The sequence below is a fragment of the Pseudomonadota bacterium genome, assembly GCA_018823285.1.
Classification (GTDB): Bacteria; Desulfobacterota; Desulfobulbia; order Desulfobulbales; family JAGXFP01; genus JAHJIQ01.
The window spans coordinates 18430-33153 of record JAHJIQ010000072.1 but is presented as its reverse complement, the minus strand read 5'-3'; the positions used below and the strand labels follow the sequence as shown (position 1 = coordinate 33153).

12 protein-coding genes are annotated in these 14724 nt (G+C 54.2%); 8 read left to right on the top strand and 4 right to left on the bottom strand.

Annotated elements, in window-relative coordinates:
- Positions 1-56: 56 nt before the first annotated feature.
- Positions 57-800, top strand: coding sequence for a dienelactone hydrolase family protein (locus tag KKG35_15760; GenBank protein ID MBU1739585.1), 744 nt, complete (start codon positions 57-59; stop codon positions 798-800).
- Positions 801-878: 78 nt separating this feature from the next.
- Here KKG35_15760 and KKG35_15755 read toward each other — a convergent pair whose 3' ends face one another.
- Positions 879-2252 (bottom strand): HD domain-containing protein, encoded by a 1374-nt coding sequence (locus tag KKG35_15755; GenBank protein ID MBU1739584.1) that lies wholly within the window; start codon positions 2250-2252, stop codon positions 879-881.
- A gap of 289 nt (positions 2253-2541) precedes the next feature.
- Between KKG35_15755 and istA the strand changes: the two genes are divergently transcribed.
- The 3 genes from istA to KKG35_15740 all read left to right on the top strand — a co-directional run bounded on the left by istA (position 2542) and on the right by KKG35_15740 (position 5881).
- Entirely contained in the window at positions 2542-4092 is a 1551-nt protein-coding gene (gene istA / locus KKG35_15750; GenBank protein MBU1739583.1) for an IS21 family transposase, read from the top strand.
- 13 nt (positions 4093-4105) lie between these two features.
- A complete protein-coding gene (gene istB / locus KKG35_15745; protein ID MBU1739582.1) occupies positions 4106-4861 on the top strand; it encodes an IS21-like element helper ATPase IstB in 756 nt (251 codons plus the stop codon).
- 327 nt (positions 4862-5188) lie between these two features.
- On the top strand, positions 5189-5881 hold the full coding sequence (locus KKG35_15740; GenBank protein MBU1739581.1) for a response regulator: 693 nt from the start codon (positions 5189-5191) through the stop codon (positions 5879-5881).
- 165 nt (positions 5882-6046) lie between these two features.
- On the opposite strand, the gene KKG35_15735 is transcribed toward KKG35_15740, so the two are convergent.
- The gene (locus KKG35_15735) at positions 6047-6328 is read right to left on the bottom strand and encodes a type II toxin-antitoxin system RelE/ParE family toxin (protein MBU1739580.1); all 282 of its coding nucleotides are present in this window, start codon (positions 6326-6328) and stop codon (positions 6047-6049) included.
- Between the two features lie 6 nt (positions 6329-6334).
- Positions 6335-6553, bottom strand: coding sequence for a ParD-like family protein (locus KKG35_15730; GenBank protein ID MBU1739579.1), 219 nt, complete (start codon positions 6551-6553; stop codon positions 6335-6337).
- Between the two features lie 536 nt (positions 6554-7089).
- Between KKG35_15730 and KKG35_15725 the strand changes: the two genes are divergently transcribed.
- The 4 genes from KKG35_15725 to KKG35_15710 all read left to right on the top strand — a co-directional run bounded on the left by KKG35_15725 (position 7090) and on the right by KKG35_15710 (position 13132).
- Complete coding sequence (locus KKG35_15725; GenBank protein ID MBU1739578.1) at positions 7090-10377, top strand: hypothetical protein; 3288 nt, start codon at positions 7090-7092, stop codon at positions 10375-10377.
- Between the two features lie 86 nt (positions 10378-10463).
- Positions 10464-12245, top strand: a complete 1782-nt coding sequence (locus KKG35_15720) for a hypothetical protein (GenBank protein ID MBU1739577.1) — start codon at positions 10464-10466, stop codon at positions 12243-12245.
- The gene (locus KKG35_15715; protein MBU1739576.1) at positions 12242-12511 is read left to right on the top strand and encodes a hypothetical protein; all 270 of its coding nucleotides are present in this window, start codon (positions 12242-12244) and stop codon (positions 12509-12511) included. Before KKG35_15720 ends, KKG35_15715 begins: the two co-directional genes overlap by 4 nt.
- Positions 12512-12535: 24 nt before the next feature.
- On the top strand, positions 12536-13132 hold the full coding sequence (locus KKG35_15710; GenBank protein ID MBU1739575.1) for a DUF2238 domain-containing protein: 597 nt from the start codon (positions 12536-12538) through the stop codon (positions 13130-13132).
- A 9-nt stretch (positions 13133-13141) separates the two neighbouring features.
- On the opposite strand, the gene KKG35_15705 is transcribed toward KKG35_15710, so the two are convergent.
- Positions 13142-14578 carry a FapA family protein gene (locus KKG35_15705; GenBank protein ID MBU1739574.1) on the bottom strand — a complete coding sequence of 479 codons (1437 nt, stop codon included), beginning with the start codon at positions 14576-14578 and terminating at the stop codon, positions 13142-13144.
- Between the last annotated feature and the right edge of the window lie 146 nt (positions 14579-14724).

Genomic DNA, 14724 nt, shown 5'->3' with positions numbered 1-14724 from the left:
ATCGTTTCCAAAAATGATGTGACATCTCTTATGATAAATACTCCAAGGAGGGTGCTATGAAAAAAATCATACCGGCTGTTTTTCTGATCCTGCTCGGCGCAACTGCCGTCTATGGCGCAGGGCGATCCGTCGATTACCAGGTGAACGGGGAGTCTTTCGAGGGCTACTTTGTCTCACCGTCTCCCACCGCGCCGCTTGTTCTCCTGGTCCACGACTGGGACGGGTTGACCGGCTACGAGGTGAAGCGCGCCGAGATGCTTGCCGGACTCGGCTATGCGGTTTTTGCCGCCGATCTTTTCGGTAAAGGGATCCGCCCCACGGAAAACAAGGACAGAAAGCAGCATACCGGCGAGCTTTACAAAGACCGGGTAAAGATGCGCGCCCTTTTAAACGGGGCGATGACCACGGCCGGGGCACTCGGCGCCGATATCGATAACGCGGTGGCGATGGGGTATTGCTTCGGCGGGGCGGCGGTCCTTGAATTCGCCAGGTCCGGCGCCGACCTGAAGGGTTTTGTCACCTTCCACGGCGGACTTGCCACCCCGGAGGGCCAGGACCATTCGGCAACGAAAGGGAAACTCCTGATCATGCACGGCACCGCCGACCAGAGCATCACCATGGACCATTTCGCAGGCCTCGCCAAGGAACTGGAAAACCATCAGGTCCCCCATGAAATGATCACCTACGGCGGCGCGCCCCATGCCTTTACCGTATTCGACTCGGACCGCTACCGCGAAGACGCCGACCGGAAATCATGGCAGAGATTCGGTCAGTTCCTGAAAGAGGTGACCGGCAGATAGAATTTTTCAAGGGCGCAACAAAAGGCCGGCAATTGATTGGCAGCAGCCGGCCTTTTGCTGCTTGATTTGCACTTCGAATCAGGCGCCCCCTTCCTTTTCCTCCTGCATCATCCTGACAAACTCGTCAACCAGTTCCGGGTCCCATTGTCCTGAGTCCCGTTCTTTTTCAAACAGCGAGAGAGCCTTCTTGAAACCGGCGCCCTTGCGATAGACCCGGTCGCCGGTGATCGCATCCCATGAATCGGCAATCGCCACGATCCTTGCCAGATAAGGGATCTCGTCTCCCCTCAATCCGTCCGGATACCCCAGACCATCCCATCGTTCATGGTGAGAGCGGGCAATATCGGAAAAATGTCTGAACTTTTCAAGGGGCCTTAAAATTGCGGCAGTCAGGAGGGGGTGCTCCTGTATCTTGGCATACTCTTCCTCCCGCAACTTTCCCGGTTTGTTCAAAATACTGTCCGGAATGCCGATCTTGCCCAGATCATGGATCATGGCGCCCTGGGCTAGAGATTTCAGCTCGTCCCCGGATATACCGACCCGCCTTCCCAGCTTGACCGCATACCTGGCGACGTTTTCCGAATGGTTCGCGGTGTATTCGTCCCGTGCCTCCAAGGCTTTGGAGAGTGAGTTCAGGATCGCAATATAGGCCTGATTCAGTTCATGAAACAGAGCTTCGATGCTCCGGGCCATCTCATTGATCGACCGGCCAAGCCTCCCGATCTCGTTTTTCGGACCATATTCAACCCTCGCTTTGAACTCCCCTGCCGCGATCTTCTTTGTCACCTCTCCCAGTTGCCTGAGCGGAGCAAGGACTCGCCAGTTTACGATGAGAAAAATAAAGAGGACCATGCCGACCAGTGCCACAGAGAGCATGAAAACAATCCGCTTCTCATACAGATCGTCAATCTCTCTGATCATCTCGAAGGTTCTGTTCAGGTTGATCTCCACTTCAAGCCCGCCAAGCACCTCGTTTTTGTAATGGATCGGAACGATTACATCGACCGAGTGGATGATGTTGCCGTTTTCATCAACGTGATTGCTCTCTATCTCCCTCCCCAGGTAAGGCGCATTCTTGCGGATAACCTCGCCATATTCCGCCGAAAGGTCCTTGGTCAGTTTATCAGGCTCATCCATGAAGGCGAATATTTCACCGGCTCTGTTGTAGCAGTAGATATTGATGATCGAAAAACCAAGCTGGCTGATATCATGGGTCTTGGCGCCATAGAGAACTCCGCTGACCCTGAGCGAATCATAGGGGTCCGGCAGGGCCTGGATCTCCCGCTCAATCCCCAGCAGATATGCCAGCGCCTGTTTCTTTGTTTCGTGCAGGATACTGCCCTCGATAATCTCTTCGGAATAATTGAACTGCACCAGGGTCATTACCGACAGCCCCAGGGCGATAATGAGAATGACCTGAAAAGAGAGGGTCTGAAAAAATTTGATCCGCATAATGATCATTGAACCACAAAAGAACTCATCGGGTGAAGAGGCAATGTGACATGCAAAAAAACAGGCCGCTGTCCAAAGGGCATGCCAACTGCATGAGTATTCTCCGGCAAGTCTGCCACCTAATGTACACGAAGCCTGCCACCCATTGTACGGCAAAGCTGCCACCCATTGTATTTGATTCCTGCCACCCATTCTCCGGCAAAGCTGCCACCTGAATTTTGGATTTAGCGACGTAGGACAGCCGTTGGTATTGTGAGCCTTTTTTTCAATATGAAGAAAGGAGACACAGATGCCGGCAGAGAGGTTGTCTATGCGAAAAGTAAGAGAAGTCCTACGGTTAAAATTTGACTGTAATTTAAGCAACCGGAAAATTTCCAGCTGTTGCGGGACAAGTCGACCGACGATTGCTGATTATCTGCGTCGTTTTTCGGTGTCCGGCCTACCATGGCCATTGCCGGATGATCTCAGCGACGAGAATGTGGAGCGGTTGCTGTTTCCACCGCCCCCGCAGGTTCGGCGCGATGCCCGTTTGGTGCCGGATTGGGCGGTTGTACATCGCGAATTGAGAAAAAAAGGCGTTACGCTCTTTCTGCTCTGGCAGGAGTACAGAGAAGGCAATCCAAACGGATATCAGTACAGTTGGTTTTGCCGGAAATATCATGCCTGGACCGGCAAGGTGGATCTTGTCATGCGCCAGGAGCATCGTGCCGGAGAAAAGATATTTGTCGACTATGCCGGTCATACTGTACCGATCATTGACAGTCATACCGGCGAAATCAGGACAGCTCAGGTTTTCGTAGCTGTCCTTGGAGCCAGCAGCTACACGTATGCCGAGGCAACCTGGACCCAAGGTCTGCCGGATTGGATCGGCTCTCATGTTCGCACATTTGCGTTTTTCGGCGGTGTTCCTGAAATTGTGGTGCCTGATAATCTTAAAAGCGGCGTTTCCAAGGCCTGCCGCTATGAACCGGATCTCAATCCAACATACCAGGATCTTGCAAGCCACTATCAGGTCATAGTTCTGCCGGCAAGGGTAAGAAAACCACGGGACAAGGCCAAGGTGGAAACAGCCGTTTTGGTGGTGGAACGCTGGATTCTCGCCCGCCTGCGCAATCATACATTCTTTAGTCTGGCAGAAGTCAATCAGGCGATCAGAAAGTTGCTTGTTGAACTCAATGATCGTCCATTCAAAAAAATACCCGGCAGCCGCAAAAATCTTTTTGAATCACTGGACAAGGCAGCGCTTAAACCTTTGCCTGCTCAACCGTACCAGTATGCAGAGTGGAAAAAGGCCCGGGTGCACATCGACTATCATGTTGAGATCAATCGGCACTACTACAGCGTTCCGCACCAGCTGGTTAAAAAACAAATCGATGTTCGCATCTCGGCCAATATCGTCGAGTTCTTTCACCAGGGGACGCGAGTCGCCAGCCATGTCAGAAATAATCTCCCGGGGCGCCACACCACCAGCAAGGAACATATGCCGCCGGCCCACAGGCATTATGCCAAATGGTCGCCCGAGCGTTTCATCCGCTGGGCGAACTCAATCGGCCCGCAGACCGCCGAACTGGTGGAAAAGATACTCGCCTCACGGCCTCATCCGCAACAGGCATTCCGTTCTATTCTGGGCATCCTGCGACTTGAAAAAAGTTACGACACCGAGCGCCTGGAGATGGCCTGCCTGCGAGCTTTACATCTGGGGACGACTTCCTACAGAAGTATCGAATCGATCCTTAAAAACGGCCTGGAAAAAAAGACCCTGCATGATCCGGTGGAACAGCAGTCCCTGTTCAATCATGACAATATCAGAGGATCTCATTACTACAAACAGACACATTGAAAAAGGAGATACCATGCTTACCCATCCCACCCATGAAAAACTGCAATCCCTGCGCTTCTTCGGCATGGCTAATGCCCTCGGCGAACAGCTGCAGATGCCCGAGATCAAGGAATTATCGTTTGAGGAGCGTCTCGGGTTGCTTGTTGATCGCGAGATGACGGAACGAGAAAATCGCCGTATGGCAAAACGGCTGAAAAAAGCAAAACTCCGGCAGAGCGCTTCTGTGGAGGACATCGACTTTCGTCAACCACGTGGCCTTGACCGGGCTCTTGTTTTAAAACTCGCAGACTGTCATTGGCTTAAAGAACATCAAAATCTGATCATTTGCGGGTCAACCGGGGTGGGCAAATCCTATCTTGCCTGTGCTTTGGCGCAAAAGGCCTGCCGGGAAGGACATACGGCTCTCTATCTTCGCCTGCCCAGGCTCTTCCAGGATCTTTCCCTGGCAAAAGGTGATGGGCGGTATGGCAAGTTACTTGATGGTTTTGCCAAAACAAATCTCTTGATCCTTGACGATTTTGGCCTCAAACAACTCAATACGGAGCAGCGCCATGACCTTTTAGAAATTCTTGAAGACCGACACAAGCTGCAATCAACCATGGTAACAAGCCAGGTGCCAGTGGATCACTGGCATGAACTCATCGGGGACGCAACTCTTGCCGACGCCATTCTGGACCGGCTGGTTCACAACGCGCACCGGATAAATTTAAAAGGAGAATCTATGAGAAAAAAGAATTCAAACTTGAAGAAAGAGGCCCATTCGGAGTAAAGAAAAAACTCCTGCGTCGCTTCGCTCCGACAGGTGGCAGCTTTGCCGGAGAATAGGTGGCAGCTTTCACGTACATTAGGTGGCAACCTTCACGTGGACTGGGTGGCAGACTTCCGGGGAATACACAAACTGCAGAACAACGCCCGATTCTATTGAAACTCCCCGCGGCAGATAGCAAACGGAGTGCGACTTCGAACCACGGGGAATCTCCGTGTGGAAAGTTACTTACATCCATCAGATTCGCTCACTAACCGCTGGATTCCGGAATCGGAAAAGTGATATTCTGAAAACACCGGCACAAATAATCTGTCAAACTGGAATCATGTCATGGATGAACCGACGATCTACATTGTTGATGACGAGCCGCATGTCTTATCGAGCCTGAAACGCTTCTTCATGGGTGAGGGGTATTCGGTCGAAACATTCACCGACGGGAACTTGGCCCTGGAAAACCTCGCCGAAAGCAAAGTGGCTGTGGTCGTCACCGATTACATGATGCCGGGGATTTCCGGAATCGAGGTTCTCCAGAAGGCCCGCGAGATTGCGCCCGACACGGTGCGGGTAATGATCACCGGCGCCCTCGATCTTGAACTGGCATTAAAGGCCATCAGCAGCGGCGAGGTGTACCGGATCGTCGGCAAACCCTGGAACGACCTGGAGTTGAAAACCACGATCTCTCAATGTGTCGAACAATACAACCTGATCCAGGAAAACTACCGGCTGCAGGAAAAACTGCTGGACCAGGCGAAGATCGAGATGGTCAAAGCGCTGGTCGTCACCCTCAATCACGAGATCAACAACTCGCTGGTCTTTCTCTCCATCGGCATCGACAAACTCACCCGCTCCTTCGCCGAAAACAAAATCCCCGAAGACCATGAAATGTACATGAAGGAAATGAAAACGAGCTGCAACCGGATCGCCGAACTGATCAAGAAACTCCGCAACATCGAAGAGATCAAACTAACCGAATACCTGACCGGCAGCGGCACCATGATGATCGACGCCAAGGCTTCGAGGTAGTGACAGCTCCGGCGCAAAGTCATCCCCTGCCCCGTCGCCCTTCACGCCAAACAGCCAACACATCAAAAGCCCGGCCTTGAAGAAGATCAGGAAAGCCATGAAATCATGACAGTCATCCTTACTCCTTACTGAACTACTAAAAGGTGCCCCCCCCTGTACTATGCATTATTTTTTTTTCAGATAGGACTTGAGGTCACGATAATAATTTTCATGCGCCCCAATCATGATGAATTCCAGCCCATCCGCTACAACACGATATGAAAGCAGATATAATGTGGTTTTGATTTTGAATTTGTGAATAAAAGCACCCCTTAAATCACCTTTTTTTTCGATGCCAATTGAGGGGTTCCGGGCAATTTCTTTTATTTCGTTGTCGAGATCGTTTTTTTCATTCGGGTTAAATTTTTTGACTTTATTTTCAAATGACCTCGATTGATAGATTTTCATTTGCGCTCAACCGAATTGGTACTCAGTTTTATCCCCTTGCTTTAACTCTTCTATTCCAACAAGTATTTCCTTTATTAAATCATAGGTTAAATCCGGGTTTTCCTCTGCGTATTTGCCAATTCTGGCCCAATGCTCAATTTGTCCTGTCAGCGACCGATGGTCAATTTTGCTAATTTTTTTTGCTTCGTTTACCAATTCCTCTGAAATACGCACCGCCATAGCCATTTTCCCACCTCCGTGACTTGGTTGTTAATGATGTCAACATATATCAGATTGCAGCACAATGCAACTTTGTGCTGCATTGTGCTTCTTGCGGCATCGAGATAGGACGGCGGGACGTGGCTGCGGAACTGATCAAGAAACTCCGCAACATCGAAGAAATCAAACGAACCGAATACCTCTCCGGCAGCGGCACCATGATGATCGACGCCAAGGCTTCGAGATAGTAAACCCTGGATCAGGCACACCCCCGGCATTAAATCTTTGCCGGCTGCACGACTTTGAAATGAAAGAAGACAAGCGTGATCGCCATTTTGCAGAACCAATCGGCCCCCCCAACATGCCGAGCCTCCGAAAAGACCTCACACAGTCATAACCTGCAAGCACCAATGAGGATTATCAATAACAAACATATCTTTGATGCAATTTCTCCTCTATGCCGGTAATCTCATGCCTGACAGTCAATCCTCTTTGGAAATATCTTTACTTGTAATTAAGTATGGTGGCCCGGAATTTTTATGAGCAATCTTAAATGATTTTTTTTGACAGGAATTGGTGTTTTGACCGTGCGTCCTGCTGAAAAAGACTTCAGTCCTCGCTCGACTGGACCAGCAGGCCCCCAGTTCGAGGCGAAAATCGGAACGCATTATGCGCTTGCCTTGCTGGCGAGCACTGAGCCGCTCGGACTGCCGGGTGCGATCGTCGATCGGCTTGAGTTTCAGCGAGGCGGGCAGGGGCATCCGCTTGATGACGTCATCGTGCGGGGTGCGACGCCTCAGGGCGAAGTTCGGTGTCTTGAGATTCAGGTCAAACGATCGATGGCGTTTACGGAAAACGACGCCAATTTTCAGTCTGTCGTGGACGGGATCGTCAGGGCGCGAAAGATCGAGCCGGATCGACGCTTCGCCGTCGCAATTGAGCGGACGACAGGCGTGATCGAGAATGGCGTGCAGGAAGTGCTGGAACTGGCACAGCAAACGATCGATGCCGCGTCATTCCTAAAGCTCCTTGAGACGGATGGGCGCAGCAACAAAGATATGCGGGCGTTCGTGGCCGCATTCAGAGCGCTCCTCGCAGCGAAAGACGAAACGGGGAACGACGTTCTCCATGACGTCCTTCGGTCATTTTCGGTGCTGACTTTCGACTATGCACGTCCGAACTCAATGGCGGAGTATCATGACCGACTGCGTGCGCGATATTTGGCGTCTGAGAAAAGTGACGCCGGTCTCTATGACTCGTTATTCGGACTCGTCCTTCGCGCCGACGCCATTGGCGGTGAATTGAACCGGGACGAATTGGTTCGAAAGCTGAACGACCTCGGCGTAAGCGTCGGCGCGGCGCCAGGGCTTGCCGTTGTGCGCCGCCATATCGAGGAATTGAGTCGCCACGCACTCCAAGACATCGGTCTTACGGTTAAGGATTGCCGGCTCGCACGGGAAAAGCCCCGGCGCGAATTGGAGGAGCTGCTTCAGGAGGCGGAAACACAGGGTGGCGTGGTTGAAATATCGGGACCCAGTGGGGTCGGTAAATCCGGCTTGCTGAGATCCGCTATCGAGGCGCGCGAAGCGGTCTCGCGCATTTTGGTGTTGGCTCCGGACCGAACGCCACCTGGCGGCTGGCCAGCGATGCGCGCCCTTTTCGGCATCGAAGCCGCAGCTGACGAATTACTGAGCGATCTTGCCTGCGACGGCGGCGGCTATCTCTGCATTGACGGCCTCGACCGGTTTCGCGACAGCGCGCAACGAAAGACGGTTATTGACCTCTTGCGGGCGGCGCTGCGTTGTCCGGGCGTGACGGTGCTGTTCACCGCGCGGCCCGGATGGGAGGATGAGGGCGCCCTCTGGATTGGCGAAGAGGTGTTCGCGCACTTGTCTGAGCGCGGACGCATGATCGTGGAAGGGCTTGACGATGAAGAAGCCGAGGCGCTCGCCAAGGCCGCCCCGCAACTCGCTCCCCTGCTGAGGCCCGACCACCCGGCGAAACCGCTCGCCCGCAATTTGCTGAAATTGCGACTGTTGGTCAGCACGCGCTTCAATAAGACGGAAGCGATCAGCGAAGCTGCGCTAGCGAGAGACTGGCAGGTATCCGGCGCGGTGGGGTCGGGCGAGCGAACGAGAGGCGAGATACACTCCCGCAAGCGGGTGCTCAACGCTGTCGCCAAGGGCCTCATCGACAATGCTGGGCTTGTCGATGTTTCCGGACAGGACGCGCAGGCAGTTGCAGAATTGATCGCAGACGAGGTGCTCGTCGAGATCCATCCGGATCGGGTCCGATTCCGGCATGATCTGTTTACAGACTGGGCGGTCGCCTGCATTCTATTCGATGATCCTGGCGTGATTGACAGGCTGGGGTTGGGCATCCCGCCGCCCTTTTGGATGGCGCGCGGGTTCGAGCTGGCGTGTCGGATGCTCGCCGAACGTAACGAGGACGAGGCGTGGCCGAAACTGCTCGCGCACTTGGAGGCGGAAGGCACCGCGCCCGGATGGGCGGGGTTGGCCCTGTTGGCGCTCGTCCGGTCCGAACGCGCTGAAGTGCTGCTCGGGCGATATGACGCTTTTCTGCTCGAAGATGAAGGGCGCCGCGCGGCGCTGTTGATCAGACGCTTTGTAGCGTCGCATACGCAGTCGGCTACCTCCCTGTTCAAGGAGGTCCTGCCGGAAGGGATCGCTGCGCCGGTAGGGATGGCCATTCCGAAAGGGCCGGAATGGATGCGGATGATCTTGTGGTGTTTGCAGCGGTTTGGCCAGTTGGGAGCGACAGCGTTATCGGCTGCGGTCGATCTTTTCCAGAATTGGCTTGTCCTTGCAGCGTTCGGCGAAAAGACCGTGACGCCGATCTTGCTCGATCGCTACGCCGATATTCTGGTTGCTGCTATTGAACGGAGGGACCGTCCTTTGCCGCGATATGGTGAGCCCCTTCCGGAAATCAAATACGCCGTGACTGGCGATGCGCTTGATACGGCCCGACTCCATCTTGCGCTATGGGCGATGAACTCTCCTGGCGCAGCGGCACGTTATCTTAACGCTGTCAAGGACTCGAAGCGGCCGGAAGCGGCGACGAGCCAGATCCTCGAATTTCCTGGACGGTTGCCGGGCGCAGCGCCTGCTGAATTCGCGGCCGCCTTTCTGCGCGCGCTCGAAGATGACGAGGAGGAAAACGAATTTCGTAGGAAGCTGGCGCGCCGCCGCTCCTATGTGATGTCTCGTGTTGACGGTCCTTTCGTGCTTGGCCGATGCGGCATCGGTGTATTCACGGAAATTCTTCAAGCTGCGCCCGCTACGGGTGTTGAGTTCATCAGAACCCTGATCGAGAGCGCGTGTGCGCATGAGGAGGATGATCCGGAATTTTCGGTTCAGTTCCTGGGAGAGACGCACAGGATTAGGGCGCTGTTCAGTTTTGGATGGTCACGCGGGCGCGCGCCGTCGGCCATGCTGACCAAGGCGCTAGCGGCGATGGAGCACTGGGCGCATAGAAGACTCGACAGTGGCGAGACGCTTGAAACTGTAATCGGAGACATCATCGCCGAGGGGGCTATCTTTGGCGCGCTTTGGCTTCTCATTGTCGATCTTGTCCTGTCTCATTCATCACTGAATGGAGCGCTTCTCCGAAACATCCTGGCGTCTCCGGAAACGCTGGCGCTAGACGCTGGCCGCGCCAATCTCGACGCGGTCGATCAAATGGGCGGAGGTGTGCTGGGACGCGCCTGGCGGGCGGGACCGGCAGCCGATCAAGCTGTCGAGAAAGATTTAGCGGGTCGCGTGTCACGCAGCGTCGCACTGCATGACGTTCTACCACAGATGGTCTTCAATCTGCACACGAGGAAGAACTAGGCGCACTGTGGGCACAGCTTGAAGCGGCAGTGAACCGGCTTGGGCCGTGGACCGACGACGCAGTCGACTGGGCGTCTCCGCAATTCATGGCCTCCCATGTGCTCCGCCTCGCCTCTCGGGACAATTATGAACTTGTAGCCGGAAAGGACGCGGCGGGCGAGGAACGCAAGGGATGGATTTATAAATGGCCGCCCGGACAGAAAAAATGGCTGGAAGAGGTGGCGGCAAAGGCGAATGCGGAGCAATTGACGTTCACCCGGTCGTTGGCGGTCCGTGCTGCGATGGACGACGAAACAAAAGTCTTCAATGTAAGCGCCGCCGATGCTGAAATGATTCTGGACGAGACTTCCGCCGCCGCCCCAGGCGAAGAGGAGCCGTCGCATGGTCCGAACGATCCCTGGCTTGCGCGAGTTTCCGCCGCGGCGTTTCTAGCCCGAGTTGTGTCTAAGGAAGACCTAGTGCGGCGTCGACAAGAGATTATATCGATCTTCGAGCAGGCGCTGCAATTTCAGGACCGGTCGATAGCCCTGCCGCGCGATGATGTCATGTATGACGCTCACGCGATGGCGATCACCGGGCGTCTTTATCTTACGGCCATTTCAGGAGATGAAGCGGATGCGGAAAATCTCCTGCAGGCCGTGGCCACATATCCCGCGAGCGCTGCGCCAGCATTTCTACGTCATGGAGGCATCGTCGAGAAGATCGACCAAAAGCTTTTGATCTCGCTTAGCCGAATCGCGCTTCTCGCTTGTATGATTCCACGACGCGCGCATTATGGGGAGGACGAAGCAGCTTATGACATACGCCGCGCTGATTTGGAGTCGCGCATTACCTCTCGGATCGAAGCGGAGCGGCAATGGCGGGAAGGTGGCTCGGAGCCGGACTGGCCGACGCCACCGCCACGGCGAACGCGACGTCGAAAACGGACCCTGATAATGGGAGGAGCAGGCGGCGCAAGGAAACTTGCCCCGCACGAATCGGAGTGGCCGGACTATTATTACGATGAGAAGGCCGGGGCAGCATGGTTGCGGATTCTCACACGCCTTGGCCCAAGCGCCGGATCGACGTCGATGGCGGTGATGCGCGCCAATCGCGACTGGCTTCTGGAGACGAACAGGTCGGGGGAGGACGGAGAAGACGACAGCGACATCGAGCGTGTCTGGACGCGCGGCTTGATGGACTTTGCGGCGGCGCATGCCCGTCACTGGTCGGATGAAATATGCCAGGAACTGGTATTCGACGTTCTCAAAGCCTTTCCAGATGAAGCTTTCATCGACGCTGCGGCGGCGTTCATCGTGCAGAGTGATCTTCATCATATTGAAGGAGATACGGCGGATCGAGCCTATCTGTTGTCGGTGCGTGAGGCTTTCTGGCCACGCCTCAAGGAGACATGGCATTGGCGCAGCCATCTGCTGTCGTCGAGAGATGGCCGCATGGAGATTCACCTAAAAGAGCTTGTCAGCGCATTCTACATGCGGTTGCATTACGGGTTAGGCGATGGACAGTCTTATACAAAGGGTTTATCCGACCCTGAACTGGCGCCGTTCATACCGCTGCTGTCGGAGATCGCCGGTGAGGCACCATCATGCCCGACCATTTCCCACCTGTATCTGAATGTCCTCGAATGCTTAGACCCATCGAAGGTTGAGGGGCCGCTAGCCTTCACGGCGGAACGATGGACGAAAGAAGCGAATAATCGTTTCTGGAACGAGTTCGGCGTCGGGCGCCGGGTTCTCTCTATCGGACAAAAGGCGGTTGTTTTATCTGATATTTCTGCATGGAATGCTGTTTGTGAGGCACTCATGGAGGCGGGCGTGACGGTTGAGACCGAGTTTTTAGAGCGCCTTCACGGGGAGTCAAGCCAATGAGTATGGGAAAATACGCTTTACTTAACGACTTTGCTATTCGATCTTTTCGCGATGTAGCTGACAGCGATTATATTGCCGCGAGAATGGCATACCGTGCACAGTTGGTTCAACAGTTTCTTTGGTCTGGCCTCCAAGCTATGGAAAAGTATTTGAAATGCATTTTATTATTGAACCGAATCAAGGCGAAGAATGTAAGGCATGATTTGGCAGTTGCCCTGCGTTTGATTGAAATAAAGATGAATAACCTGAAAAGATCAACCATTTGAAAATTGCAGTCTGACTTCTTGCTTATGAAAAAACTCTGGATTCTCATTTTTTTCGCCGCGCTGATCTGGTCAGGCATTCAGCCGAAGGATTATTTCACCTGGTTTCTGGAAGTGGTCCCCGCTCTCATCGCCATCGTTATCATGTGGAAAACGTATGATTCGTTCCGCCTGACCACCCTTGCCTATATCCTGATTCTCATCCACTCGGTGATCCTGATGGTCGGCGGCCATTACACCTATGCCGAGGTGTTGCTCTTCGACTGGCTGAAGGAAGTATTGGATCTGGAGAGAAACAATTACGACAAGGTCGGGCATCTGGCCCAGGGATTTATCCCGGCAATCATCGCCCGGGAGATCCTGGTCCGGAAAAGGGTGGTGGCAAGGGGCGGCTGGCTCAACTTTATCGTGGTCTCCATCTGCCTTGCCTTCAGCGCTCTGTATGAACTGATTGAATGGTGGGTAGCCGAACTGACCGGGGAAAATGCCGAGGCATTCCTTGGTACTCAGGGATATATCTGGGACACCCAGTCGGACATGGCCCTCGCCCTGGCCGGCGCCATCCTCGCCCTGCTTCTTCTGGCAAAAATCCACGACCGGCAGCTTTCTTTACTGCGAGACTAAAGAGAGTCCTCACTCGCCCCGGGCGGCTTTTTCCTCATCCTTTAATTTTCGCAGGTGGATCTGCAGGGATGGGCGGTCGTAATAGACCGCGACGCTTTCATTCAGATCGGTCATCATCCGGGCTACCGGGCCGATCCGGACGGTCACTCCGGGGTAGATGGTCCCGTAAACGTGCATGGTGGCATCGACCATCTTGTCCATCTCTTCCTTGATGCTCGCCTCCATCTCGTTCAGCTTGTCGACCTTCTCCATCAGTTTCGGCATGACTTCGTTGTATTTTTTCAGTTTCTCAAGCCTCTCGGCGGGGAATTCTGCGCCCATCTCCTTCTTCATCTTGTTGAGCCCGCTGATGTCCCTGATCAGGGTGTTCAACCGCTCAGACCAGATCGGCAGCTCCTCCGCGAGCTTCTCCTTCTTCGCCTGGAGGGCAAGATTGATACCCACGGTAATATCGGTATTCACCTCACCATCGGAACCGACATCGGTGATATAAACCGAGCCGCCGACGATGGTGCTGCCGCCGATGATCGTCCCCTTCTGCCTGCCGTAGAGATCTCCGGCGACCTTGACCGTGGACTGGAGGATGTATTCTCCCAGAGTGAGATTGCCGGTCGTCTCCACCCTTGGGCCGTTTTCGACGAACTCGACGGAAACATCGCCCATTGCCTTGATGACGGCTTCATCCCCCACCACGCTGCCCTTGACGACCAGATTGCCCCCGGCCATGACCAGGCTGTTGTTGACCTCGCCGCCGATATTGATGTCGCCCCGGCATTTGATCTGGAAACCGGGAGGAACACTGCCCTTGATATGCAGCGCCTTGCCGCCGAAGGCGATATTGCCGACACTCATATCGATATCGCCGGTAACGGTATGCTCTTCATAAACACCCGGCTTGCCGTCGACCAGCATGAATTTGCCGTCAAGGGTCGAGAAGACCTTCATCTCGTCTTCAGACATTTCAACGCCCTTGCCACCTTTCAGTTTGCAGTCCTTGCCGGGTTTCGGTTCAAGATGGGTTCCGAGCACATCGGTTCCAGGGGTTCCCGTTGTTGGCGGCACCTTTTCCAGGAGCAGCATCCCCTTGGTGACATTGACAATCGAACCCAGCTCACGAAAATCAACCTCGCCCTGCTTGCCGTCTTTCATCTTCGGGGACCGGATATCGGAAGGTTTGACATGCATCCTGATTTTGGCGTTTTCACCATGGACCGGCTCCTTCCCCTTGGCCACCAACCAGGTTTCTTCGGTGAATTTCTCTGGTTTCTCAAGAACGCCGTACACCACCCCGGCCTCCCTGACCTCCCTGAAGAACTGCTCGAAATCAACAGCCGCGAGCCCGAGGTCGTCATTGGACTTGACCAGAGCCTTCATCCTGTCCTTGGAGACCTTCAGAAGAAATCGCCCTGCGAATATATTCAGACCTTTGCCATCGGCTAACGACATCTTTTCGCCCCTGTTCAAGTGCGTTTCCTTAACAACGTGCAGTATCAGGATAGCATCAAAAAGATCAAACTCTCAAGCACAAGCCGCCCCGGGAACAATATTCATCAGAGAGGCAGACCCGAGACCCTGTTACTTCGTCCCTTATC

Coding starts and splice junctions, on each gene's coding strand:
- istB (MBU1739582.1), top strand. CDS start 4,106: ATGCTTACCCATCCCACCCATGAAAAACTGCAATCCCTGCGCTTCTTC.
- istA (MBU1739583.1), top strand. CDS start 2,542: ATGCCGGCAGAGAGGTTGTCTATGCGAAAAGTAAGAGAAGTCCTACGG.
- KKG35_15720 (MBU1739577.1), top strand. CDS start 10,464: ATGGCCTCCCATGTGCTCCGCCTCGCCTCTCGGGACAATTATGAACTT.
- KKG35_15705 (MBU1739574.1), bottom strand. CDS start 14,578: ATGTCGTTAGCCGATGGCAAAGGTCTGAATATATTCGCAGGGCGATTT.
- KKG35_15740 (MBU1739581.1), top strand. CDS start 5,189: ATGGATGAACCGACGATCTACATTGTTGATGACGAGCCGCATGTCTTA.
- KKG35_15710 (MBU1739575.1), top strand. CDS start 12,536: ATGAAAAAACTCTGGATTCTCATTTTTTTCGCCGCGCTGATCTGGTCA.
- KKG35_15735 (MBU1739580.1), bottom strand. CDS start 6,328: ATGAAAATCTATCAATCGAGGTCATTTGAAAATAAAGTCAAAAAATTT.
- KKG35_15755 (MBU1739584.1), bottom strand. CDS start 2,252: ATGCGGATCAAATTTTTTCAGACCCTCTCTTTTCAGGTCATTCTCATT.
- KKG35_15760 (MBU1739585.1), top strand. CDS start 57: ATGAAAAAAATCATACCGGCTGTTTTTCTGATCCTGCTCGGCGCAACT.
- KKG35_15715 (MBU1739576.1), top strand. CDS start 12,242: ATGAGTATGGGAAAATACGCTTTACTTAACGACTTTGCTATTCGATCT.
- KKG35_15730 (MBU1739579.1), bottom strand. CDS start 6,553: ATGGCTATGGCGGTGCGTATTTCAGAGGAATTGGTAAACGAAGCAAAA.